This is a genomic window from Pseudomonas guariconensis, from assembly GCF_040822035.1.
GTDB classification, from domain to species: Bacteria; Pseudomonadota; Gammaproteobacteria; order Pseudomonadales; family Pseudomonadaceae; genus Aquipseudomonas; species Aquipseudomonas guariconensis.
Map to the genome: position 1 here is coordinate 677813 of NZ_CP162012.1, position 22922 is coordinate 700734.

At 64.8% G+C, this 22922-nt stretch carries 22 protein-coding genes; 11 read left to right on the forward strand and 11 right to left on the reverse strand.

What is annotated here, in order from left to right; all coding sequences use genetic code 11:
• Positions 1-240, reverse strand: a complete 240-nt coding sequence (locus tag AB1N67_RS03035) for a Flp family type IVb pilin (RefSeq protein ID WP_090343104.1) — start codon at positions 238-240, stop codon at positions 1-3.
• A 297-nt stretch (positions 241-537) separates the two neighbouring features.
• Here AB1N67_RS03035 and cpaB point away from each other — a divergent pair, with 297 nt between their 5' ends.
• The 8 genes from cpaB (at position 538) to AB1N67_RS03075 (ending at position 7914) form a co-directional block, all read left to right on the forward strand.
• Positions 538-1473, forward strand: coding sequence for a Flp pilus assembly protein CpaB (gene cpaB / locus AB1N67_RS03040; protein WP_367863520.1), 936 nt, complete (start codon positions 538-540; stop codon positions 1471-1473).
• 66 nt (positions 1474-1539) lie between these two features.
• Positions 1540-2736 carry a type II and III secretion system protein family protein gene (locus AB1N67_RS03045; RefSeq protein WP_232092101.1) on the forward strand — a complete coding sequence of 399 codons (1197 nt, stop codon included), beginning with the start codon at positions 1540-1542 and terminating at the stop codon, positions 2734-2736.
• Positions 2733-3926 carry a pilus assembly protein gene (locus tag AB1N67_RS03050; protein WP_043207875.1) on the forward strand — a complete coding sequence of 398 codons (1194 nt, stop codon included), beginning with the start codon at positions 2733-2735 and terminating at the stop codon, positions 3924-3926. The genes AB1N67_RS03045 and AB1N67_RS03050 overlap by 4 nt, the downstream gene beginning before the upstream one ends.
• Complete coding sequence (locus AB1N67_RS03055; RefSeq protein WP_043207873.1) at positions 3923-5179, forward strand: CpaF family protein; 1257 nt, start codon at positions 3923-3925, stop codon at positions 5177-5179. Before AB1N67_RS03050 ends, AB1N67_RS03055 begins: the two co-directional genes overlap by 4 nt.
• Positions 5176-6057, forward strand: coding sequence for a type II secretion system F family protein (locus AB1N67_RS03060; protein ID WP_367863521.1), 882 nt, complete (start codon positions 5176-5178; stop codon positions 6055-6057). The genes AB1N67_RS03055 and AB1N67_RS03060 overlap by 4 nt, the downstream gene beginning before the upstream one ends.
• A gap of 2 nt (positions 6058-6059) precedes the next feature.
• Positions 6060-6947: a type II secretion system F family protein gene (locus AB1N67_RS03065; RefSeq protein ID WP_367863522.1), complete on the forward strand. Its 888-nt coding sequence runs from the start codon at positions 6060-6062 to the stop codon at positions 6945-6947.
• Between the two features lie 15 nt (positions 6948-6962).
• Positions 6963-7634, forward strand: coding sequence for a tetratricopeptide repeat protein (locus tag AB1N67_RS03070; RefSeq protein WP_090343096.1), 672 nt, complete (start codon positions 6963-6965; stop codon positions 7632-7634).
• 19 nt (positions 7635-7653) lie between these two features.
• A complete protein-coding gene (locus AB1N67_RS03075; protein ID WP_102081258.1) occupies positions 7654-7914 on the forward strand; it encodes a DUF3613 domain-containing protein in 261 nt (86 codons plus the stop codon).
• Positions 7915-8019: 105 nt separating this feature from the next.
• On the opposite strand, the gene AB1N67_RS03080 is transcribed toward AB1N67_RS03075, so the two are convergent.
• Both AB1N67_RS03080 and AB1N67_RS03085 read right to left on the reverse strand, forming a co-directional pair.
• Positions 8020-8796 carry a response regulator gene (locus tag AB1N67_RS03080; RefSeq protein ID WP_367863523.1) on the reverse strand — a complete coding sequence of 259 codons (777 nt, stop codon included), beginning with the start codon at positions 8794-8796 and terminating at the stop codon, positions 8020-8022.
• A gap of 105 nt (positions 8797-8901) precedes the next feature.
• Complete coding sequence (locus AB1N67_RS03085) at positions 8902-9372, reverse strand: prepilin peptidase (protein ID WP_043207863.1); 471 nt, start codon at positions 9370-9372, stop codon at positions 8902-8904.
• A 75-nt stretch (positions 9373-9447) separates the two neighbouring features.
• Here AB1N67_RS03085 and AB1N67_RS03090 point away from each other — a divergent pair, with 75 nt between their 5' ends.
• Positions 9448-9882, forward strand: coding sequence for a TadE/TadG family type IV pilus assembly protein (locus AB1N67_RS03090; protein ID WP_043207861.1), 435 nt, complete (start codon positions 9448-9450; stop codon positions 9880-9882).
• Positions 9879-12521, forward strand: coding sequence for an ATP-binding protein (locus tag AB1N67_RS03095; RefSeq protein ID WP_367863524.1), 2643 nt, complete (start codon positions 9879-9881; stop codon positions 12519-12521). The genes AB1N67_RS03090 and AB1N67_RS03095 overlap by 4 nt, the downstream gene beginning before the upstream one ends.
• Here the strand turns inward: AB1N67_RS03095 and AB1N67_RS03100 are convergent.
• From AB1N67_RS03100 to AB1N67_RS03130, 7 genes are all read right to left on the reverse strand, one after another.
• On the reverse strand, positions 12506-14458 hold the full coding sequence (locus AB1N67_RS03100) for a pilus assembly protein TadG-related protein (RefSeq protein ID WP_232092066.1): 1953 nt from the start codon (positions 14456-14458) through the stop codon (positions 12506-12508). The genes AB1N67_RS03095 and AB1N67_RS03100 overlap by 16 nt on opposite strands.
• Positions 14459-14632: 174 nt before the next feature.
• Positions 14633-15199, reverse strand: coding sequence for a DUF4136 domain-containing protein (locus AB1N67_RS03105; protein WP_070572672.1), 567 nt, complete (start codon positions 15197-15199; stop codon positions 14633-14635).
• A 19-nt stretch (positions 15200-15218) separates the two neighbouring features.
• A complete protein-coding gene (locus AB1N67_RS03110; RefSeq protein ID WP_043207854.1) occupies positions 15219-15854 on the reverse strand; it encodes a DUF4136 domain-containing protein in 636 nt (211 codons plus the stop codon).
• A 21-nt stretch (positions 15855-15875) separates the two neighbouring features.
• Positions 15876-16625: a methyltransferase domain-containing protein gene (locus AB1N67_RS03115; protein ID WP_043207851.1), complete on the reverse strand. Its 750-nt coding sequence runs from the start codon at positions 16623-16625 to the stop codon at positions 15876-15878.
• Positions 16622-16927 carry a MazG-like family protein gene (locus tag AB1N67_RS03120; protein ID WP_090343085.1) on the reverse strand — a complete coding sequence of 102 codons (306 nt, stop codon included), beginning with the start codon at positions 16925-16927 and terminating at the stop codon, positions 16622-16624. The genes AB1N67_RS03115 and AB1N67_RS03120 overlap by 4 nt, the downstream gene beginning before the upstream one ends.
• Before the next feature lie 79 nt (positions 16928-17006).
• A complete protein-coding gene (locus tag AB1N67_RS03125; protein WP_043207846.1) occupies positions 17007-17858 on the reverse strand; it encodes a MaoC family dehydratase in 852 nt (283 codons plus the stop codon).
• 2 nt (positions 17859-17860) lie between these two features.
• Positions 17861-19213 (reverse strand): 3-oxoacyl-ACP reductase, encoded by a 1353-nt coding sequence (locus AB1N67_RS03130; protein WP_043207844.1) that lies wholly within the window; start codon positions 19211-19213, stop codon positions 17861-17863.
• Between the two features lie 119 nt (positions 19214-19332).
• On the opposite strand from AB1N67_RS03130, the gene AB1N67_RS03135 reads away from it, so the two are divergent.
• Positions 19333-20610, forward strand: coding sequence for an acetyl-CoA C-acetyltransferase (locus tag AB1N67_RS03135; protein ID WP_043207842.1), 1278 nt, complete (start codon positions 19333-19335; stop codon positions 20608-20610).
• Positions 20611-20808: 198 nt separating this feature from the next.
• Here AB1N67_RS03135 and AB1N67_RS03140 read toward each other — a convergent pair whose 3' ends face one another.
• Entirely contained in the window at positions 20809-22752 is a 1944-nt protein-coding gene (locus tag AB1N67_RS03140) for a methyl-accepting chemotaxis protein (RefSeq protein WP_043207841.1), read from the reverse strand.
• Between the last annotated feature and the right edge of the window lie 170 nt (positions 22753-22922).

Here is a 22922-nt window from a genome sequence, read left to right on the forward strand (position 1 = left end):
TTAAGTACCACCAGTCGTAGAGCTTCCTCCACTGCTGCCGCCAGTCGTGCCACTGGTTCCTGTAGTGATGGCAGCCTGGATCTTATCCATGACCGATTTGACATTGTTGGACACGCCCGGGACGAACCCCGCCAGCACGACTGCCACCATGGCGGCGATCACCGCGTATTCGATACCGGAGGCGCCGTCCTTGCGTTGGATGAACTGTTTGCAGTGAAGAAGGATGCGTTTGAGCGACATGGTGCAACTCCTCGCGCGTTCGAGCGCTGATGGCGGGGAATCCCCTCGGTGATACCCCTTTGCCATCACAGAATTCGCCAAGCGATTGGAGGCTGCAAATGTAACAACGGATTAATCCAAAAGTATGAGTTTCGAATAGCCGCGCTAAGTTTCTGTTTTGCCGAGGTGTCAATTTAGTGGCATCAAAAAGCACCTGTTTCTCATGGCAATTTGTGGCATTTGGACTACGTTGCAATAGCGAAATAGTTTCTTTTTGCCATCAGCTAAATGCGCAAACGGCGTAAGGGGATAGCGGATATGAGTAGTCGCTTGACCATGATGCTCGCCGGTTATTTCCTGGTCGCCGCGTTGGTGGCTGGGTACTGGGGGCTGGTTCTTAGTCGCCCCTCGGTGCCCGTCGAGCAACCGGCCCCGGTGATGGCTCCCGTGGCTGCGCCTGCCGCGCCGACCCCGGCCAAGGCAGAGGAGCCTGTGCGCTCACAGATTGTCGTGCTGCGCCGCGACGTTGCTGCCAATACCCCCTTGACCCCAGACGATCTGTTGCTCGAGCGCCTGCAGGTAGTGCCGGCAGGGGCATTCCAGCGAATCGAGCAGGTTGTCGGGCGTAGCAGCATGCGCCCTTTGGCGGCAGGCAGCTGGCTTGCCGAAGACAGTTTCCAGGCAGGTGGTCCGCTGGCGCGGATGATCCGCCCACACGAGCGGGCCGTGGCCGTGGCGGTAGACGATGTAATCGGTGCCGCCGGGCAGCTTCGTCCGGGCGACTACGTGGATGTGCTGTTGTTTCTGCGAGAGGAAAACAACAATCCCCAGTCTTCCGCGCAGGTGGTGTTGCCTGCACTGCGCGTGCTCAGCGTCGGCGAGCAGATGGGCTTGGCCAATGATGGCCGGCCGGCACAGACCCAGGAGGAGCAGAAGGCCCGTCGCGATCAACCGGGTAGCACGACCCGCACCGTGGCACTGGCCGTGCCTGAAGCGCTGGCCAGCCGACTGATGCTGGCGGCCCAGACAGGGACCTTGCGTCTGGCGGTGCGCAGCGCCGACGAACAACGCCTGGCCCGCTACTGGGCCGGCACCGAAGCCAGTGCCCAGGTGGAAAACGCCAACCGTGACCTCTATCGTTTCAGTCAGCTGTCCCAGGTGCCGATTGCCAAGACGGTGGCGCCTGGCAGCGGCATCTCGGGCATGCAGATCATCCGTGGCGCCCAGGCTGCCGATACCTCAAAGACTCCGTGACCTAGCAAGGACGCCGCCATGCGTAGTATCGAGCGGATACTCAGACAGTTGTGCCCTGCCCTGACGATGGTGACGTTGCTGCCGATGGCCCAGGCGGCCGACAAAGGCTGCGCTGCATTCAGCCAACTGCCGTCGGTGATCGAGATGGACCAAGGCCTGCAACAGGAGCTGCGCCTGCCGGTGGCCATCAGCCGGGTGGCGGTGGGCGAGCCCAAGGTCGCCGATGTCCAGGCCAGCGGCGAGCGCGCCGTGTTGCTGACGGCGGTCGGGGCAGGCAATACCAGCCTGATGCTATGGACCGCCTGTGCACCGGCCCCCCACCGGGCCATGCTGTTCGTCAAAGGCCGGGCCAGCGCGGACATGGCCGAAGACACGATGCTGCCTTCCCAGGACCCTCAATTGCCCAGCCAAGTGCAGGCCGATATCCGCTTCGTCGAAGTGCAGCGCAACAAATACAAGGAAGCCGGGGCGCGGCTGTTCTTCAAAGGATCGAACAACAGCCTGATCGGCTCACCGGGTACTGTGCCTGGGACCCGCGTCACACCTGGCGCTGTGCCGATCGCCCGGCCGTTGATTCCGCTCGACGACAACGTGTTCAACATTGTCTGGGGCGGTGGCAGCAGCCGCTTTCTGGCGGCGATCAATGCGCTGGAAACCAGCGGCTTCGCCTACACCCTGGCCCGTCCGAGCCTGACCGTGCTCAGTGGCATGACCGCCAGTTTTCTCGCGGGCGGCGAAATCCCTATCCCGGTGCCGAGCACCGGCAGCGACAGCGTGTCGATCGAATACAAAGAGTTTGGCGTGCGCCTGGCCCTGACGCCGACCGTGGTCAGCCGCGACCGCATTAATCTGAAGGTCGCGCCGGAAGTCAGCGAGCTGGATTACACCAACGCGGTGAATATCGCCGGCACCCAGGTGCCGGGGCTTAAAGTCCGGCGTACCGACACCAGCATTTCGCTGGCCGATGGGGAAAGCTTCATCATCAGTGGCCTGGTCAGCAGCAGCACCCGCTCGGGTGTGGACAAGTTCCCGGGTCTTGGCAACCTGCCCATTCTCGGTGCGTTCTTCCGTCAGTCGACGGTCAATCGCGAAGACACCGAGCTACTGATGATCGTCACGCCTCACCTGGTCCAGCCGCTGGCCGCCAATGCCCGTTTGCCGGAGCTGCCGGGCGAGCGTCTGCGCACCTACGACCCCAGCTGGGGGCAGCTGTTTTTCCTGGAAAACGGCAATTTCGAAGGCCGTAGCGGGTTATCACGATGAGCGAGAGCCTGAACCAGACCTACCTGGCCATCACCCGCAACGAGGAGGACCTGCGCTGGCTGCAGGGCGCGCTCGCCCCGCTCGGCCAAGTGATCGGTGCCAGTGGCGGTAGCCTCGACGAGTTGCTGGCTTTGGTCGACGTGACCTTCAGCAACCTGCTGTTCATTGGCCTGGACCGCGAGCAGTTGATCAATCAGTGCGCGCTGATCGAGGGTGTGCTGGAAGCCAAGCCGATGTTGGCCATCGTGGCCTTGGGCGATGGCATGGACAACCAACTGGTCCTGCACGCCATGCGCGCCGGTGCCCGTGACTTCGTCGCCTACGGCTCGCGCGCCAGCGAAGTGGCAGGTTTGGTGCGGCGCCTGAGCAAGCGGCTGCCGGCGGTCACCAGCAACCCAAGCCTGGGCGGGCTGACGGTGCTCTACGGGGCCCAGGCCGCAGCCGATGGCGCATTGCTGACCACCCACCTGGCGCGGGTGGTGCAGGAGAGCGGCCAGCAAGCCTTGCTGCTCGACCTTGGCCTGCCGCGGGGGGACAGCCTGACTTTGCTCGGGTTGGAGGCATCGTTCTATTTCGGCGACGCCCTGCGCCATTTGCGTCGGCTCGATGGCACCCTCATCGACAGCGCCTTCCCGCGTGACAAGGGCGGTCTGCGCATCCTGGCCTACGCCGACAGCGACGATCCGCTGCAACAGACCAGCGCGGCCGAGCTGTACATGTTGCTCAGTGCCCTGCGCCAGCACTTCCAGCACATCGTGGTCAACCTCACCGGCCAGGCCGACAACGATGCCTTGCGCACCATCGTCAGCCATTGCGACAAGCTGATCGTCTATACCGACCAGAACATCCTCGACTGCCGGCGCAACCTGGAGGTGCTCGAGCAGTGGCGCGACCGGGGCATCAAGCTCGACCATGCCGTGCTGCTGGTGGACCGCTACCTGCGCAACGTGGCGCCGGATGCCGATGCTTTGGCCAAGCGCTATGGCCTGACCTTGCTCAAGGCGTTGCCCTACAGCCCTGAGGTGCGCCTGAATGCCAAGAACCAGGGGCTGAGTCTGTTCGAGCTGGCCCCCCGGGAGAGCCTGACCCAGGCCTTGCATTACCTCGGCGAGCGATTGGCGCGGCGCTCGGAGCACCTGGCCAAGCCCACCCCCACTACCTGGCTGCGCCGCCTGTGGAGCCATAAATGAGTGCCGACGAACCCTTTGGCGGCCCGCGCCACGCGGGGGCCGACCCGCAGGCACTCAAGCGTGCCCTGCACCGCTTCGTCATCGATGCCATCGAAGACAGCGGCCGCAACCTGCTCGAAGGCGCGCGGCCTGCCCTCACCCAGTTCGTCGTGGAGCAGGTCGGCGACTACGTGGCACGCCTGCACCTGGCGCTGTCGCGCTACGAGACCGAGCGCCTGGCCGAGGAGCTGGTCGATGAGCTGACCGGTTATGGCCCGCTGGAGGTGCTGCTGCGCGATGCCAGTGTCACGGAGATCCTGGTCAACGGCCCGCACCGGGTTTTCGTCGAGCGGGCCGGGATGCTCCAGCGCACCGACCTGCGCTTCATCGACGCCCATCACGTGGAGCGAGTGATGCAGCGCATTCTCGCGCCGCTCGGGCGTCGCCTGGATGAATCCTCGCCGATGGTCGACGCCCGCCTGCCCGATGGCAGCCGTGTCAATGCGATCATCCCGCCGGTGGCGCTGGACGGGCCTTGCCTGTCGATCCGCAAGTTCCGCCAGGACATGCTCAAGAGCGCCGACCTGCTGGCCACCCGTGCCATCGACCAGGCCATCTTCGACTTCTTCGAGCGGGCCGTGGCTCGGCGCTGCAATATCCTGGTCAGCGGCGGCACGGGCACGGGCAAGACCACCTTGCTCAACATCCTCAGCCAGATGATCTCTCCCCATGAGCGCCTGGTGACCATCGAAGACGTGGCGGAGTTGCAGCTGCACCACCCGCACGTGGTGCGCCTGGAAACCCGGCCACCGAACGCCGAAGGGCATGGCGAGATCAAGGCCAGCGAGCTGATCCGCAACGCCTTGCGGATGCGCCCGGACCGCATCCTGCTCGGCGAGATCCGCGGAGCCGAAGTGCTCGACGTGCTCACCGCGATGAACACCGGGCACGATGGCTCGATGAGCACGGTGCACGCCAACACCGCGCAGGATGCCTTGCTGCGCCTGGAGACCCTGGTGGGGCTGACGGGGCGCCAGGTGGCCGAGAAGACGCTGCGCCAGATGGTGTGCGCGGCGCTCGATGTGGTGATTCAGCTGACCCGCCTGGCCGATGGCCGGCGTTGCGTCAGCGAGGTGCTTGAGGTGGTCGGGGTGCGTGACGACGTGTATGTCACCAATACCTTGTTCCGCCTCGACCGGCGCGGCGGCGAGGGCTTCTTGCGCGATGCCCCCAACCCGGCGGGCGCCAAGCTGCGCCAGGACGGGGTGATGTGATGGGCCCGCTGCTGCTGGCACTGGCGCCTTTGTTGCTGAGCGTGGCCTTGCTGCTGTTTCGCCGAGGTCAGTACAAACGCCGCGAGGAGCGCATCCTGCAGCGCTTGGGACGTGCCTACCAGAGCGTGCGAACCGCCACGGTGCGGCGTGACTGGCTCGACCCGTTGTTGCAGCGTGCGGGGCTGGCCCAGGGCGAGTTCAGCCTGCGCCCTTGGTTGACAGGCTGGCTGGGCCTGGTCGCGTTGGCCTTGTTGTTGGCCGGCTGGGTCGCGGCCGTGCTGGTGCTGACCGCGCTGCCACTGCTGGCCTACCTGTACCTGAGCTGGCGCTGTCGCCGCCGTCTGGCGCTGATCGTCGAACAACTGCCTGGGCTGCTGGACTACAGCGTGCGCAGCCTCAAGGCCGGCCGCACGCTCAGCGATGCGGTGCTCGGTGGGATCGAAGGCACGCGCGAGCCGTTGCGTTCGGCCATGGGCCGTGTGCAGCGCAACGTGCGCATGGGTGTGCCTCTGGAGGAGGCCGTGCATGAGCTGGCTGAACTGTACGAGCAGGACGAGCTGCGGCTGTTCGCCTTGGGGCTGCGCATCAACCAGCACTATGGCGGCAACGCCAGCGAGCTGATGGAGAACCTGATCAAGCTGATCCGCGAACGTGAGCAAGGGGCTCGCCAGCTCAGGGCCATGACCGGTGAGACACGGATCACCGCCTGGATTCTCGGCGCTTTGCCGCTGACCATGGTTGGCTACTTCTTGCTGGGTAACCCCGGCTACCTGATGGCCATGTGGCGCGACAGCCAGGGGCAGATGATGTTGCTGTTCGCCTTCGCCCTGCAGGCGGTGGGGTGTCTGATGCTGTGGCGCATGATGAGGAGCTTGTGATCATGGCCTGGCTGATCTGTGCCCTTTGCCTGTTCGCAGGCTTTGTCCTGTTGAGCTTGCAGGCGCTGCGCCAGGTCCGCGCCCGGCAGATGATCGCACGGCGTTTGCAAGGCCAGCTGGCCCGTGAGGAGCGGCTGGGAGACTGGCTGCATTGGCTGGGCAACTCGGCCTTGGGCCGATGTCTGCAGACCCTGGACAGCGAAACCCAGACCCTGCTGGAGCGAGTGGGTTGGCGTCGTAGCCGTCACCGGGCGTTGTTCGCGGCCGTGCAACTGGGGCTGCCGGTGTTGGCGGCGGGCCTGACGCTGTTGCTACAGCAGGGCCTGGTGTCGGGCGGCTTTGGCCATGGGGTGGTGTTGCCCCTGTGTGCCCTGGGGGTGGGCTACCTGCTGCCCAAGCGCCTGCTGGCGATGGCCGCATTGCGCCGCCAGCAGCGCATCGCCCAGGAGGTGAGCCTGGTGATCCCGCTGCTGCGCATTTTGTTCGAGAGCGGCTTGGCGGTCGAACAGGCCCTGCGGGTGCTGAGCCACGAGAGCCGCACGTTGGTGCCGCATGTGAGTGAAGAGCTGCGGCTGGTCCTGCAACGCGTGGACTCCGGGCTTGCGTTGGGGCCGGAGTTGGAAAAGACCGCACGCCTGCTGGCGGTGGACGAATTCATCGACACCTGCGTGATCCTGCGCCAGTTGCTGGTGCAGGGCAGCGGTGCGATGAAGTCGCTGCTGGGCCTTAAGACCTTGCTCGATGATCGGCGCCTGACGCGTCTGCAGGAGCGGGTCTCGAAGATGTCGGCAAAGATGTCGGCGGTGATGATGATGTTCTTGTTCCCGGCCTTGATCATCGTCCTGGCCGGACCGGGTTTCACCGCACTGACGCGGGCCCTGGCGTTCTGAGGAAGGAAGAGTCGGATGAAAGCGATCCTGTTGTTCACCGGTCTGTTTTTGCTGGCAGGCTGTGCGGGCCAGCCACCCGAGGGGTTTGCCAGGTTGCTGGGCACCTCGTCCTGCGGCAAGCCCACCGCCGACCAGCAACTGGCACTGAACCTGGCGGACGAGATGCTCAACGACGGGCGCCCGCACGCCAGCTATGCGCACCTGCAGCAACTGCCGGACGACCTCGATCAGGTGCGCTTGCGCAAAGCCAAGGTGCTGCGCCTGCTTGGGCGCAGCGAAGCCGAACCGCTTTACCGCAGCCTGCTCGGCGGCTGCCTGGCGGCCGAAGCCGAGCATGGCCTGGGCCAGCTTGCCTCGGCGCGGGGGGACGATGTACAGGCGCTGCGCAACTTGCAGCGGGCGGTGCGTCTGGCGCCAACCGACGAGAAGGTGCGCAATGACCTGGGAGTGGTGCTGATGAACCTGGGCGATCATGAACAGGCGCGCTTCGAGTTCCTGACCGCCATCGAGCTCAAGGACGACAACCCGCTGCCGGCAGTCAACCTGGTGACCCTGTCGCTGGTCGAGGACAATTGGCAGCAGGCCGCCGACCTGGTGACCCGGCTAGGGCTCAAGCCGGAGCAGTTCGCCGAGGCCCAGGCGCGGGCCAAGCAGTTGAAGGAGACCGGGCGTGGCTCGGTGGGTTGAAGACAAAGGAGGCGTTGCCATGTTCAAGCCAATGATGGTTGTGCTCTGCCTTTCCTGCCCACTGCTCGCCCAGGCCGAGGACCCGCCTCGCCGGGCGCCGCCGGACACTGGCGCCGAAGCCTGGTTGCGGGTGCAGGCGAGCAACCAGCAGGCCTCGCCGAAACCCCAGAGGCAGAGCGCGAAGGAGCGGGAGTTGTCCCTACAGCGCTGGCTGGACAGCTACAAGTATCCGATCCCCGATGCCTTCCGCTATCAGTCGATGAGCACCACCGGTAACTGACGCAGCCAACGCCTGCCGGTCCTGCGCAGACCATGAGCGCGGCACGCTACCTGTGGGAACGGGCATCGGCGAGCGAGCCGGCAACAGACTACAAGCCTGTGCCGTTCAGTGGGTGGAGAAGCGCTGGCTCAGCGGCGAAGCGCCTGGCATCAGCGCCAAGGCCAGTTGGGTGCGGTTGTGCATGTGGGTCAGACGCAGCACCTGCGACACGTAGAGCTTGACGGTGTTCTCGGTAATCCCGAGCTCACAGGCGATCTGGTAGTTGGTCTTCCCCTTGCCCACGAGCCTGGCCACTTCCAGCTGACGCGGCGAGAGCTTGTCGAAGACCGGGGGCAGCTCGGCCTCGGGCTCTTCGAGGTCCGTGGCGCGGCGATGCATGCCTTGGCCGCGGGCTTTCTCCAGGTCTTGGTAAAGGATATCGATGGACTCGGCCAGCTCCTGCAAGCGTTGGTTCAGGTGCCCCAGTTCATGGATGTTGCGTTGGCGTTCGAGCAGCGCTTGCTCCTGGCGTCGCACGCCTTCGAGCAGCTCCTGCAGGTCGACGGGCTTCTGGTAGTAATCGGCGAACCCTTCCCGCAGGGCGCGGATGATGTCCTGCTTCTCGGCTTGTCCGGTCAGCATGATCGCTTCGAACACGCGCTGGCGACCGGTGAGTTTCTTGAGCGCATGGACCATCTCGATGCCATCGATCTGGGGGAGGTGTAGATCGCACAGGACCAAGCCGATCTGATCGTCGGCCTGGTAGCGCTCAATGCCTTGCATGGCGCTGTTGGCCGGGGTGCAGGCGTAGCCGTGAAGTTCGAGATATTCACACAGCTGTTCGACCACCTCTGGCTGGTCATCGACGACCAGAATCTTCACCGTGCTGGGCTGTTTGTTCACGATCAACTCCCTGTTCGTTCTGGGCCCTTGTTCCTGCGCATGAACGCTAAAGACGGTAGCTGGTGTTGGTGGTTTTGTACAAGGTTTGTATAGTTTTTGGTGTCGTTACTGAATCCATACGGCTGTCAGCAGAAAACCCACCAGCACATAGGGCGCGAAGGGTTGTTTGTCGCCGACTTCCTCGGCCAGTTTCTGCAGGCGCTTTTTCACCTTGGGATTGAGCAGGATCCACAGCCTGCGGCGGCCAAGCAGCCAGGCCAGCACGGTGATGCCGGCGCCGATGAAAGTTCCAAGCACGTACGGGGGGCTGGTGGCCAGGGCCAGGGCGCCCATCAGCTTGACGTCGCCAGCGCCGAAGCGGCCAAGCATGTAGCCGGGGAGGGTGAGCAGCATGACGATGGCCAGTGCCCAACCGGCATCGCTGGGTTCGGCGCCGATCCAGCTGCGCCCGGTGGCGAACAACCAGACCAAGGCACAAGCCGCAACGCCCAGGGTCAGAGCGTTGGAGAGCTGCCGTTCGCGGATATCTTGTTCGGTGCACAAGGCAAGCCACATCAGGAGAACAATGCTTTGCATTGGCAAAATGCCATCCCTATTCGTTGAACGGTTCTATGCTGTGTTTCAGGTGTCATAGTCAGGGTAGACGCGAACATGAAAGCAAGCCTGGCAAGACGGCAAAAAGGTGCGGCTGCCATCGAGTTCGTCGCAGTCTTCATGGTTTTTTTCGCGGTGTTCTACGGGTTGGTCAGCTATGCGTTGCCGATGCTGATGGTGCAGTCGTTCAACCAGGCGGCCAGCGAGGCGGTGCGCCGCTGCGTGGCGCTCGAGCCCGGCAGCGCCTTGGCCAGCTACAGCGCCGTGGCACAGCAGGCGATCGACCAGCAGCTGTCCTGGATGCCCGCGGCCTTGGGCTTCAGCGCGGTCAAGGATGCCAAGGTCGAGTTGAGCGGGAAGCTGTTGACCGTAACCATTCAATACCCGCGTGAGCGCCTGACCCGCGTGTTGCCATTGCTGGTGCTGCCTGTGATCGGTGAAGTACCACGCTTGCCCGAGCAGTTGCAGGCCAAAGCGAGTCTGCAACTGTGACCGGGCTGTTCGACCGTTGGCGCGGCGGCACGCAGCCAGCTGTTTCCGAGCCTGAGGCGCCTGCCGCCGTTGGCCTGCAACTGTGGCTCGATGGGCAAGGCAGCGTGCAGCGCTTGTCTGGGCCGTTGCGCACCTTGTTGGCGTTGCCCTTCAAAGGTGGTGGCCGGGTCCAGGACTACCTAGAGCGGCACAGCTGGCTGGTGCTGGAAGGGCAGCCTGCCGATTGGCAGGGGCAACCCTTGGATCTGGATTTTCGCACTGCCACGGGCAATCCCCTGTGTACCCGTGGCTGGGTGATGCGCCAGGGCGATGGCTGGTTGTTGCAGCTGTTCGATATCGGCGACCTGCTGCTCGAGCGGACCCACGCCTGGCAGCATCAAGGCGAGTGGCAGTTGGCAAAGGACATCGACCGCGCCTTGCGCGAGTGCAGCGCGGAGCGTTTGACCCAATGTGTGGCGGTGCAATTGCAGCATCTGGCCGAGCACTGGCATGTGCCCGCCGTGCGCCTGATGCTGCCGCAGGCTTCGGGTTGGCGCACCTTCGCCGGTAACGAGACACCTTGGCCGTGGCCGGGCGACGCCCGCCTGCAATCCTGGCTGGACGGTCTGTCGGCGCAACCTCAGACAGCCGCCATGCTGCCTGCAGAACTGCTGACCCTGTGTGGCGGCGTTTCGCTGTTCGTGCTGCCGTACCTTGAAGGCTCGCAGGTCCAGGCCTGGCTGCTGTGTGCCGGCGGGCAGCAGATGCCCGCCGATGCGCACCTGTTGTGGCAGGCCTTGATCGAACCTGTGCTCAGCCGTTATCGGCATGCCCGGCTGCAACAGCAGAGCGGTTACCTGGCGCAGTTGCAGCAACAACTGGGCGCAGGTTGGTGGGCCTGGTCACGCGAGGACGGCCTGCACCTGGACCCGACCCTGGCCGCGCGTCTTGATCTGCCCCACCACCCCAGCCTGGAGCAGTGGCTTGCGCGGCTTCACCCTGCCGACCGGGAGCCGGCGCGCCTGGCCCTGGAGCAGGCCTGCATGGGCGATGACTTGAGCCTGAGCGTGCGTGTGCCGGCGCTCCAAGGGCATGGCGATCCGGCCTGGCTGCATTGGGTGGGCCGGTTGCAGGGCAGCGAGCTGTGCGGTTTTCTGCTCGACATCAGCGCGCTCAAGGCGCAGGAGCTGCAGACGAGCGCGGCGCGCACACGCCTGGAAAGCCTGATCGCCAGTTCACCGGCGGTGATCTACATACAGCGCTACGCCGAAGGTGCGTTGCACAGTGAATTTTTCAGCGCCAGCTTGATGCCGCTGCTGGGCTGGACGCCGGACAGCGAACAGGCCCGCCAGCCGGGCCTGGCCGTGCATCCGGACGACCGCGCATTGTGGCTGGAGCGTACCCGCACCTTGCTGCGCGAGGGCCAGGCCCGTAGCCGCTACCGCCTGCGCGATAGCCGGGGTGGCTACCACTGGATACTCGATGAGGCGCGACTGCTGCGCAACGATATTGGCCAGCCGCTGGAGGTGGTCGGCTTGTGGCTGGATGTCAGCGAGGCCACCGAGGCCGCCGACCGGGTACGCCAGAGCGAGGAGCGCTACCGGGTGCTGGTAGAGGACTCTCCGGCGATGATCTGCCGTTATCGCCCAGACCTGACCCTGGTGTTCGGCAACCGACCCTTGGCCGACTACCTGCACTGCGCGCCGGAGCAACTGGAGGGTATGAACCTCGGCCAGTGGCTCTCGCAGGAGCAGCGCGAAGCGTTCCTGGCGCGGCTGCAACTGCTGACCCCCGAGCAACCGATGAGCAGCGCGGAGATCTGCCTGCAGTTGCCTGGTCGCGAGCACGCCTGGTGGGTCTGGGCCGACCGCGGGCTGTTCGATGAGCAGGGGCGGCTGCTGGAGATCCAGGCAGTGGGCCGTGACAACACCGAAGTGCGACGCAGCCAGCGGCAGCTGCTGCAAGGCGCCAAGATGGCGACACTCGGCGAGTTGACCACCGGCCTGCTGCATGAAATCAATCAGCCATTGAACGTCATGCGCATGGCGGCGGCCAATGCCCTGAAACGCCTGGAGAACGGCACGGCCGAGCCTGCCTATCTGGAGGATAAGTTGCACCGCATCGAAGCGCAGATCGAGCGTACCGCACGGCTGGTGGACCACATGCGCGTGTTCGGGCGCCGCTCCGAGGTCGAGCGTCAGCGCTTCGCAGCCTGGAGCGCGGTGCAGGAGGCGACGGCGATGCTCGAGGAAAGCCTGCGCGGCAAGGGCGTCTCCCTGCGGATCGAGACGCCCGAGGACCAACCGCAGGTGCTGGGGCACAAGGATCAACTGGAGCAGGTGATGATCAACCTCATGATCAATGCCCGCGATGCCCTGCTCGAACAACGTTGCGCCGAGCCCTGGATCAGCATCCGCCAGACCTTGCAGCCTGGGCAGCTGTGCCTGTGGGTGGAGGACAACGGCGGCGGCATCGACCCGCAGGTCCAGGCGCGTATTTTCGAGCCGTTCTTTACCACCAAACCGGCGGGTGTCGGCACCGGGCTAGGACTGTCGGTGAGCCATGGCATCATCGAAGCCATGGAAGGCAGCCTGAGCGTGGCCAACGGAGCCGAGGGCGCGTGCTTCAGGGTGTGTCTGCCGGTTTACAGCACCAACTGAGCGCGGCCGCTGGAACAACTGAGGTTGGCCCCGACTTCGGCGTTGACCAGGTCGATGCCGAGCATCTTGAGGAGCATTTCCACCAACGGATCGATGATCGGGCTGAGCAGGTTCTTGATCAGCGGTTCGAGGATGCTCTTCACACCGTCGAGCAGGCCTGCGGTCAACACCAAGATCTTGCCCAGGCCACTGTTCGCAGTGGGTTCGTAGGCCTCCAGGTGAATCCCCAGCAAGGTGTCGCTGAGGCTGCCCACCACATTGCTGTTGGCGGTCGCCATCGCCTGATAGCGCGGATCGAGACCAATATCGGGCGGCTCGCTCGCGCCTTGGAATACCAAGTCATGTTCGCCCTGGCCGTACCCCAGTACCTTGCTGTCGACACGCACGCCGATGCCGCCACCGGCGAAGGGCACGCGGGTGCCGCAGACTGGCGGCAGGATCAACACGCGGCTGCAGACATTGGTGCCGATGTCGATCAAAGGCAGGGCCTTGTTCGCAGCGGTGCCCTGGGCGAAAAACGTGTCGGGCGAGTCGAACCTGCCCACCGAGATCTTCACGGCGGAGCGGTCGGTGAGGGTAGTGAGGCGCTTGGGGGAGCAACTGTAACTGCTCGTCAACGGCGGCTTGAGGCGGCTGGTGGCTTCGCCTATCTCCAGGCCGATATCCAGGTGAAGCTTGTCCGGCATCAGCTTGATGTCGCTGACCTTGCACGGAATGCCCAGGCTACAGGTCAGCGATTGCACGGTGCCGAACAGGTTCAGGCTGAGCAGATTGTTCAGCACGTTGGTCAAGGGGGCCGCCAGGTCGAGCACGGCGTTTACCAGGCCGACGACGCTGTCCAGCAACGGCAGATCGACCGACACCAGGACTTTGACCTGGGCGGTATGCACCCTGAGCTCATCTTTTGATGGGTCACCCACCGAGGAAATCTGTTGTGGCTCTATGACTTTCACCCGTATTCGACCATTGGCCAGGCCAAGCACGCTGGGCGAGAGGTCGATGCCTGCGGCGCTGTCGCTGGCTGCGACCATGAGCATGCCATGGACCAACTGAAGCAACTGAAGGCTAGCATCGAGCCCGGCCTTGGCGGTGCCGTTCTGGATATCGACCAGCTCCCCCAGATGCAATGAACTGCCGCTGCCGGCCAGTGCCACCTTGCCCAGGTTCGATACCACGTCAACCGCGGTGCCACTTTGCTGCAGGACTTTCACGGCGGCTTGCAGCAGTTGGGTTGCGCTGGCGTTCGTGTCGAGCAGGGTCTGGTAGTCGCCGGCTTTGATGTTCAGGTCCACTGCCAACTGATCCAGGTACTTGAGTAGATTGAGTTGGGTGTCGGCCAGGCCCTGCCAGCCGGCAACGTCGAGCTGCAGGTTGCCACCCAGGGGGGCGAGCAGAGCATTGAGCAGCGCCGCCTGGCGGGTATCGATCTTCACCAGTGTGCTGCGGATTCGCAGCATCGCCTGCGGTTGCGTGGGCACTGAGGCCACGGCGCTGGCAGTCAAAGTGCTGGTCAAGGGCAAACCATCGCCTTTGACCAAGGCAAAGACACCGGCGGCAACGCTGGTGGGGACGGTGTTGCTGACCTGCACCCTGATTGCCTCATTGCGCGAGGCATCGACGGTGAAGGTGCGCAGGTGGTCGGCCCCGGTTTGCACATGGCCACAACTGGCCACCAGCGGGTTGCTCGGATCATGGCCATTGCGGGTGGCGGCGGTGCGCGCAAGGGTGGGGGCCTGGGGACCGGTGCCGGTGCACACGGCGTGCTGGCCAGCCGCCTCCAATGCTGCCATGTCGGCGATGCGCTGAAGTTTACGCTGCTCCAGATAAAGCCGGCCGCTGTCTACCACCAGCAGCATGAACAGCAGGGCAAGGCCCAGCGTGAGCGCGGCCATCAGGCCGATCGCGCCGCGTTGGCGTGCGGGATAACGAAGAACCACGGGCACTCCTTTGCAGGCCTCTGGCCAAGCAGCGCGGCGGCGGTGAAAGGAGTGTAGTAAAGGTGATGGCTAATTGCCGTGTTTGCTTGGTCGATCGTGACGACGTTGCCGGCCCGTGTTCGCGGCTTATCCCGCGAACACGGGCGAAGCCCGTGCCATCACTGCATCGTCTGTTTACTGCCGGCGCGGTGGATAGTGCGACATCACCTGGGTGACGGTCTTCTGGATCGCAGTGTTGCGTTCTTCCGGGCCGGGCGGGTAGTTGTTCATGATCTGTTCGGCGCTGGCACGCCAGACCAGCTTGCCGTCACGACCGTCGAACATGTCCACCTGGATGGTCGCGACCTTGTAGTCGACGCTACGGGTCTCGTTGTACATCGGCCCGCCCCAATAACCTCCCCAGTACCCACCCCAGGCGCCGCCGTAGTTGGTGGTGATCTGCTGCTGGCGTTCCTCGACGATGAGGTAGGCGCGTACCTTCACATCGGCCTGGGCATTGCCCTGCACCGGTCTCAGGCCGCGTTGGTCGAGCTGGTCGGCCACGGCCTGACGGATGCGCTGCTCGGTCAGGTCGCTCTTGATCCGTGGGTCGTCCGGGCGGTACTGCAACGCCGGTTCCTGCCAGGCCCAGCTGCGGTAGGCAGCGAAGTCACGGCTGGCGTCGAAATCCTGGGTGACGTTGTTGTTGGCGCAGGCGGTGAGCAACAACGCGAATGACAACAGAACGAGGCGGCGCAACATGATGGTTCTCCGTTGGACACTAACTGGGAGGATAGCCGCTCAGTGCCTTGCCCACAGACTCGCGCAAAGCGTTTTCGCGGTCCCGAGGCGAGTCCTTGCCGCTGCCACTCTCGGCGCTGGCGCTCCATACCGGTTGGCCGTCGCGCGCGTCGAACAGGTCGATGCGCACCACCATGACTTCGACTTCATAGGTGCGCACGATCGGCACGCTGCCATAGGCGCCATAGCCATTGCGATAACCGCCATAGCCGATGCTGCCGTAGGGGTACGGGCCGTAGTAGGGGTCGTAATAGTCGTAGTCACGCACCTGGCGCAGGCGACGCTCCAGACGGATGTCGGCGCTTACCAGAAGGTCCGCGGCATTGCCGCGTGCAGGACGCAAACCATGCTGGTCGAGGGCGCTGCTGACCGCCTCGGCCAGTTGCGCAGGGTCGGCGTTGGCATTGGCACTTGGCGGCTGGCCGTCGCGCCAGCGCCAGCTGCGATAGCGGCCGTAGTCGCGCGGCGGTGCAGGATAAGCGCTGGCATCGAAGGTGTTGGCTGCCTGGGCCGGTGCCGGCGGCAATGGCCGGCTACTGGCGACATAAGGGTTGCTGCCCTGGCAGGCAGCCAGGGTCAGGGTGAGCAATGCCAGGCAGAGTTGCGGGTACGGCATGGGGTCCTCCCGGCAAGCGGGTCAATGCGGTCGGCAGATCCAGTGCAGATAGCGGCCAAGCCCAGCGAAGCTGGGGTGGCGGCGGTGTGCGAGCTCCATCTCCAGTAGGTCGAGCAGCTCGGCCTTGGCCTGGAAGTCCTTGGGCATGTAGTCATGGAACACCCGCACGCCACTTTCACTTTCGACTTGCCACATGGGTTCAAGTTGCGCCTTGAGCTCCCTTGGATCAAGCGGTTTCTGCGGAGTCAGGCTCTGGCTTTCACCCGCTAGGCGGTTGCTGCGCAACTTGCGGAAATGGCCTTTGAGCAGGTTGCGGTAGACCAGCGCGTCGCGGTTATAGAACGCCAAGGACAACCAGCCGCCAGGAGCGGTCAACTGGTGCAGCACCGGCAGGATGCTCTCGGGTTCGGCCAGCCATTCCAGCACGGCGTGGCACAGCACAAGGTCGAACGGCTCGGTCAGCTGGCCGAGCAGGTCCTGCCAGGGCGCCTGGATGAAGGTGGCTGCCTGGCCGGCCTCGGCAAAGCGGGCGCGGGCACCGTCGAGCATGGGCGCGGCGGGTTCGGCGAGGGTCAGGTGGTGGCCGCGTTCGGCCAGCCACAGGGCCATGTGGCCCAAGCCTGCGCCGATGTCCAGCACGCGCAAGGGACGGTCGGGTAGGGCTTCGGCGAGGTCGGCCTGAAGGACCGCGAGGCGGATCGCGCCTTTGGCGCCGCCATAGATCTTCTCGGCGAAACGGGTGGCCAATTCATCGAAATGACGGTCGTTCATTTGGCGAAGCGCCTCTCGCTGTCAGCCAGCTTGGCACACACCACTTCGTTCATGTCCAGCCCCAGTTCGCTGCACAGCAGCAACAGGTAGAGGACGATATCGCCCACTTCCTGGCCGGCGTGGGCGAGTTTTTCAGGGGGAAGCTGGCGCGACTGATCCTCGGTCAGCCATTGGAAGATCTCCACCAGTTCAGCCATTTCGACACTGGCCGCCATGGCCAGGTTCTTGGGGCTGTGGAAGCCGCGCCAGTCGTTGGTGTCGCGGATCCGGTGCAGGCGTTCAGTCAGTTCTTGCAGGTTCATTGGGCTCTCCTAATGGCGCATAGCTTCGGATGAGCCTGGCTGCAAAGCAAGCGCCTCGGGCTGCATGGCAGCCCCAGGGCTAGAGCGGGGACCAGCGCCCGAGCATGTGCACCAGCGCCCCATGCCCCTCCAGGCGCAACACGCCTTCCGGCCCGGCTTCGCTGGCACTGAGCACCACCTCCGAAGGCAAGCGCACGGGTTTGTGGAAATCCACCGCGAAGGCATAGCCGCTGGCCGGCAGATGGCCGCGCAAGGCGGCCATCGCCATGGCCTTGGTCCACATGCCATGGGCGATGGCGGTGGGGAAGCCGAACAGGCGGGCGCTGGAGGCGCTCAGGTGGATCGGATTGTAGTCGCCGCACACCTTGGCGTAGCGCCGGCCAATATCACTGTCGGCGTACCACCGGGTGACCTCCGGCAGGTTGCCGGGTTCGACGGTCTGCACCTCGTCCCCCTGGCCTTCCAAACGCAGGCCGCGCACCAGCATCCGGCTGGTTTCCCGCCAGAGCAGACCCAGCCCATCCTCGGCCTCGGTGACCAGATCGAAGGTGCCGCCTTTGGCGTGGGGCTGCAGGTTGTCGGCGTAGACCGCAAAGCGCAGGCCATCGATACCGCCCAGCGGACGATGGACCTGGATTTCGTTGTGCAGGTGGACCAAACCGAGCAGCGGGAAAGGGAAGCGATGGGCCGTGAGCAACTGGAGCTGCAGGGTGAAGGCCATGATGTGGGGATAGGTCGGCGGCAGGCGGCCGTGGTCGGCGAAATGGCACAGTCGGCGATAGGCCGCCAGGTTGTCGGGCTGAACCCGCAGGAAACAGCGCAGGCCGGCCTCGGGCAATCGGTCGCCGCTGATACCGCGTTTGCGCAACGCCCGCAGGTAAAGGCTGGCGCGTGCGTCGGGGTTGTGCAGGTCGTGCCATGAACGCGTCATTGTCATGCCCCCATCAGTGCCTGGCCGCAGACCCGCAGGACTTGGCCATTGACCGCGCCCGTGCCGGGCTGGCTGAGCCAGGCGATGGCCTCGGCGACGTCCTGTGGCACGCCGCCCTGGCCCAGCGAACTCAGGCGTCGTCCGGCTTCGCGCAGGCCCATGGGCATGGCGGCGGTCATGTGGGTTTCGATAAAGCCTGGGGCCACGGCATTGATGCTGGCGCCCTGCTTGGCCAGCTTGGGTGCCCAGGCTTGGGCGAAGCCGATCAGGCCGGCCTTGCTCGCTGCGTAATTGGACTGCCCGCGATTGCCGCCGATGCCGCTGACCGAGGCGAGCAGGGTGATGCGCGCCCCGTCGTGAAGCTTGCCGGCGTCGAACAACGCTTGGGTCAGGACTTGCGGGGCCTTGAGGTTCACGGCCAGCACCGCGTCCCAATATTCGGGCGTCATGTTGGCCAGGGTCTTGTCGCGGGTGATGCCGGCGTTGTGCACCAGGATGTCGAGGCCGTCGGGCAGGGCTTCGACCAGCTTGGCTGGGGCATCGCTGGCGCAGATGTCCAGGGCCAGGGCCTCGCCACCCAGGCGGGCGGCAAGGGCGTCGAGGTCTTTTTGTGCCTGTGGAACATCCAGCAGGATGACGTCCGCGCCATCGCGGGCCAGGGTCTCGGCGATGGCTGCGCCAATCCCTCGGGCGGCACCGGTCACCAGGGCGCGGCGGCCGGCCAGCGGGCGGGTCCAGTCCTCGACGTGGTTGGCGCAAGGGCCCAGGCGCAGAACTTGGCCGCTGATGAAGGCACTGCGGGGCGACAGGAAGAAGCGCAAGGCGCCTTCGAGCTGGTCTTCGGCGGCCTTGTCGACATACAGCAACTGCACGGTGGCACCGTCGCGCAGTTCCTTGCCCAGTGAACGGCTGAAGCCTTCCAGGGCGCGCTGGGCCACGCTGGCCTGCGGGTCGTCGAGGCTTTCGGGCGCGCGCCCGAGGATCACCACATGGGCGCAGCGGGCCAAGCTGCGCAGCAGCGGCTGGAAGAACTCACGCAATTGGCGCAAATCGTCGCTGTCGGCCAGATGGCTGGCATCGAATACCACGGCCTTGAGCTTCGGCCCCAGGCCGGCGACCCAGGTCTGCGCCTGCAGCCCTTCGCCGTTGAAGCTGTAGAGGGTGTCGGTCAGGCGTGGAGCGATGGCCTCCACCTGGACTGCCAGGGGCCCACCTCCGAGCACCAGGGCACCCTCCACGGGACGCAGGCGCCCTGCCTGCCATCGCTCCAGCGGCGCCGGACGGGGCAGGCCCAAGGCATCGACGAGGCGTCGGCCAAGGTTGGAGTTGGCAAAGCCGAGATAGCGGTCGCTCATGTGCGGGTCTCCCAGGGGACAAGCTTGCAAGTGTGGACCAAGTTTGTGTCGAGGTCGTTCGACTGCGGTAAAAACACCTAGTCTGTACGGATCAAATTGTTTCAGAAGGAACATGCGCCATGGTTTCACCCCGCCGCGTCGCGATCCTGGGCGCCAACCGAATACCGTTTGCCCGCTCCAACGGCGTCTATGCCAAGGCTAGCAACCAGGCGATGCTCACCGCCGCGCTCGAGGGCCTCATTGAGCGCTGCCATCTGCATGGCTTGCGCCTGGGCGAGGTGGCCGCGGGCGCGGTGGTCAAACATGCCCGCGACATGAGCCTGACCCGCGAGAGCGTGCTGGGCTCACGACTTTCGGCACAGACACCGGCCTATGACCTTCAGCTGGCCTGTGGCACGGGCCTGGAGGTGGCGCTGCTGTCGGCCAACAAGATTGCCCTCGGGCAGATCGACTGTGCCATCGCCGGCGGCGTGGACACCGCCTCGGACGCCCCGATCGCCGTCAGCCCGGGCCTGCGGCGCATCCTGTTGCAGGCCAACAGCGCCAGAACCTGGCCCGAGCGGCTCAAGCCGTTCCTCAAGCTGCGTCCCAGGCACTTTCTACCTGAACTGCCGCGTATCGAAGAGGCGCGCACGGGGCTGTCGATGGGCGAGCATTGCGAGCGCATGGCGCAGACCTGGCAGATTGGTCGTGCCGAGCAGGACGAGCTGGCCCTGCTCAGTCATCAACGTCTGCTGGCCTCGTTCGATGAGGGCTGGCATGAGGACCTGCTCACGCCTTACCTGGGCCTGGCTAGGGACAACAACCTGCGTGCGGACCTGACCTTGGAGCAGTTGGCCAAGCTCAAGCCCGCGTTCGACCGCAGCGGGCAGGGCACCCTGACGGCCGGCAACTCCACACCGCTGACCGATGGCGCATCACTGGTATTGCTGGGCACCGAAGAATGGGCCAGGGAGCACGACTTGCCTGTGCTGGCGTATGTGGTGGATGGCGAGACCGCTGCAGTGGATTTCGTCACCGGTCACGAAGGGCTGTTGATGGCGCCTGTCTACGCGGTACCTCGGTTGTTGGCGCGTAATGGGCTGACCCTGCAGGATTTCGACTACTACGAGATTCACGAGGCCTTCGCCGCCCAGGTGCTGTGCACGCTCAAGGCCTGGGAGGATGAGGAGTACTGCCGCACGCGCCTGGGCCTTGCGCAGCCGTTGGGCGCCATCGATCGCAGCAAGCTCAATGTCAAAGGCAGCTCCCTGGCGACAGGGCATCCGTTCGCGGCTACCGGCGGGCGCATCCTGGCGAACATGGCCAAGTTGCTGGCCACGGCCGGTAAGGGCCGAGGACTGATCTCCATTTGCGCGGCGGGAGGGCAGGGGGTGACGATGATCGTCGAGCGGTGAGGGGCGGCTGGGGCTGCCGTGCAGCCCATCGCAGGCTGTCGCCAGCTCCCACTGGCGCAGTAGCCGATGAACCCTGGCTGTTAGGCTCCGTTGGGCTCCACGCCTGGGCGTTGCAGTTCTAGCGCCCGCAGGTCGTGGCCCGTTCGCGGGCAATCGGAGGTGAAACCGCTGCTCCGATTGACCCGCTAAGGGCATGACTCAGGTACGGAACCTGCGCACCAGTGCATCCAGCTCATTGGACAGCCCCGCCAGGCTCTCGGAGTCCTGACGTGCGGCCTGGGCCAGCTCGGCCACCAACTGTGCATCGCCGTGGATCTGGCTGATGTGGCGGTTGATGTCCTCGGCCACCTGATGTTGCTCTTCGGCGGCAGTGGCGATCTGAGTGTTCATGTCGCGAATGATGTCCACCGACTCGCGGATCTGCCCGAAACTGTCACGCGCCAGGCCAATGCGGCTGACCGACTGCTGCGAGACCTCGAGGCTTGCGTGCATCTGCTCTGCGACCTCGGCGGTGCGCGAGGCGAGGTTGCCCAGCAGGCCGTCGATCTCGGCAGTGGAATCGGCGGTGCGCTTAGCCAAGGCGCGGACTTCGTCGGCGACCACGGCAAAGCCACGGCCTTGCTCGCCGGCGCGGGCGGCTTCGATGGCGGCGTTCAGGGCCAGCAGGTTGGTCTGTTCAGCGATCGAACGGATGGTGCCGAGAATCGACTGGATGGCATTGCTGTCGCGTTCCAGTTGCTGGATCGACTGGGCCGACTGCTCGATCTCCTGGCTCAGGCGGTCCACGCTTTGCACCGCCGCGTCGATCTGCTGCTGGCCTTCGCGGGCCTGCTGCTGGCCGCTGTCGGCCGACTGCGCGGCCTGGCTGCAGGAGCGGGCCACTTCGTTGGCGGTGGCGACCATTTCGTGGAAGGCGGTGGAAACCATGTCCACCGACTCGCGTTGGCGGCTGGCCGCTTCGCTCATGTCGCTGGAGACGCGGGTCGAGCTGCTGGAGGTATGCAGGATCTGCCCGGCGGCGGCGCCGATGTGCTGGATCAAACTGCGGATGGCGCCGAGGAACTGGTTGAACCAGTTGGCCAGTTGCGCGGTTTCGTCGCGGCCGTGGATCTCCAGGCTGCGGGTCAGGTCGCCTTCGCCCTGGGCGATGTCTTCCAGGCCGCTGCTGACGCTATTGATCGGCCGCACGATGAGTTTGGCGAAGGCCGCGCCGACCCCTGCGAACAGCAAGGCCAGGACCAGGGCGATGGTGCCGATCACCCAGGTCAGGCGGGTGGTGGTCTGCATGACTTCGTCGTGGCGGATCAGGCCGATGAAGGTCCAGCCCGTCTGGGCGTCGGGATAGATGTTGGCCATGTAGCGTTCGCCGCCCAGCTCTACTTCGACCAGGCCCTTGTCGGCCTTGGCCAGGGTGGCATAGCCGTCGCCGAAGCTGTCCAGTTGCTTGAAGTTGTGGTTGGGGTCGCGCGGGTCGACGATCACGTTGCCGTTTTTCTCGACCAACATCAGGTAGCCGGTTTCGCCCAGCTTGATCTGCTTGAGCAGATCAGTCAGCCCATTGAGCGACACATCGATACTCACGACGCCGCCCAGGCTGCCCAGTGCGTTGCCCACCGCGCGTACCACACTGATCTGCACCACGTCGCCGGATGCCCAGTAGTAAGGTGCAGTGCGCAAGGTCTTGCCGGGGTTGGCCAGGGCCAGCTGGTACCAGGGGCGCTGGCGGGGGTCGTAGTTGGCGAAGGTGTCGTCGTTCGGCCAGCCGACGTAGCCGCCGTCGCTCACGCCGTAGGAGATGTAGGCATAGCTGGGATGGGCCTCGGCCAGGCGGGTCATGAACTCGAAGACTTGTTTGTCCTGCTCGCCCAGCTCCCGGGTCGGGTTGGCGGTCAGGTACTTGTTCAGGTTGTTGCCGGTCGCTGCGACCACCGGTTGCGCCGCAATGTAGTTCACGTTCTGCTCGATGCCCTGGAAGAACAGGTTCATCGCATTGCCGACTTGGCGGATTTCCCGGCTGCTGTTGCCGAGGAAGTCTTCACGGGCTTCACTGCGCAGGTTGAGCACCACCAAGGTGGCCACGAGGACGATGGGCAGGCCCGCGATAATGGCGAAGGCCCAGGTCAGTTTTTGCTTGATGTTCATCCACGATCCCCGATTGTTTTTATCGATACCTGAGGCAGGTGTCTTAGACATCGGCAGCATTCGGCTTTTTTGTAGGGGAGTGCCCAGATTTATTAGCCAAAATCGTGTTTTGTGACCGATCGGTCATGATTTGCGCCCAGCCTGCAGCAGCGACCTAGGGCCGCTCCTGC

Coding starts and splice junctions, on each gene's coding strand:
- AB1N67_RS03035 (WP_090343104.1), bottom strand. CDS start 240: ATGTCGCTCAAACGCATCCTTCTTCACTGCAAACAGTTCATCCAACGC.
- cpaB (WP_367863520.1), top strand. CDS start 538: ATGAGTAGTCGCTTGACCATGATGCTCGCCGGTTATTTCCTGGTCGCC.
- AB1N67_RS03045 (WP_232092101.1), top strand. CDS start 1,540: ATGGTGACGTTGCTGCCGATGGCCCAGGCGGCCGACAAAGGCTGCGCT.
- AB1N67_RS03050 (WP_043207875.1), top strand. CDS start 2,733: ATGAGCGAGAGCCTGAACCAGACCTACCTGGCCATCACCCGCAACGAG.
- AB1N67_RS03055 (WP_043207873.1), top strand. CDS start 3,923: ATGAGTGCCGACGAACCCTTTGGCGGCCCGCGCCACGCGGGGGCCGAC.
- AB1N67_RS03065 (WP_367863522.1), top strand. CDS start 6,060: ATGGCCTGGCTGATCTGTGCCCTTTGCCTGTTCGCAGGCTTTGTCCTG.
- AB1N67_RS03070 (WP_090343096.1), top strand. CDS start 6,963: ATGAAAGCGATCCTGTTGTTCACCGGTCTGTTTTTGCTGGCAGGCTGT.
- AB1N67_RS03075 (WP_102081258.1), top strand. CDS start 7,654: ATGTTCAAGCCAATGATGGTTGTGCTCTGCCTTTCCTGCCCACTGCTC.
- AB1N67_RS03085 (WP_043207863.1), bottom strand. CDS start 9,372: ATGCAAAGCATTGTTCTCCTGATGTGGCTTGCCTTGTGCACCGAACAA.
- AB1N67_RS03090 (WP_043207861.1), top strand. CDS start 9,448: ATGAAAGCAAGCCTGGCAAGACGGCAAAAAGGTGCGGCTGCCATCGAG.
- AB1N67_RS03105 (WP_070572672.1), bottom strand. CDS start 15,199: ATGTTGCGCCGCCTCGTTCTGTTGTCATTCGCGTTGTTGCTCACCGCC.
- AB1N67_RS03110 (WP_043207854.1), bottom strand. CDS start 15,854: ATGCCGTACCCGCAACTCTGCCTGGCATTGCTCACCCTGACCCTGGCT.
- AB1N67_RS03115 (WP_043207851.1), bottom strand. CDS start 16,625: ATGAACGACCGTCATTTCGATGAATTGGCCACCCGTTTCGCCGAGAAG.
- AB1N67_RS03120 (WP_090343085.1), bottom strand. CDS start 16,927: ATGAACCTGCAAGAACTGACTGAACGCCTGCACCGGATCCGCGACACC.
- AB1N67_RS03125 (WP_043207846.1), bottom strand. CDS start 17,858: ATGACGCGTTCATGGCACGACCTGCACAACCCCGACGCACGCGCCAGC.
- AB1N67_RS03130 (WP_043207844.1), bottom strand. CDS start 19,213: ATGAGCGACCGCTATCTCGGCTTTGCCAACTCCAACCTTGGCCGACGC.
- AB1N67_RS03135 (WP_043207842.1), top strand. CDS start 19,333: ATGGTTTCACCCCGCCGCGTCGCGATCCTGGGCGCCAACCGAATACCG.
- AB1N67_RS03140 (WP_043207841.1), bottom strand. CDS start 22,752: ATGAACATCAAGCAAAAACTGACCTGGGCCTTCGCCATTATCGCGGGC.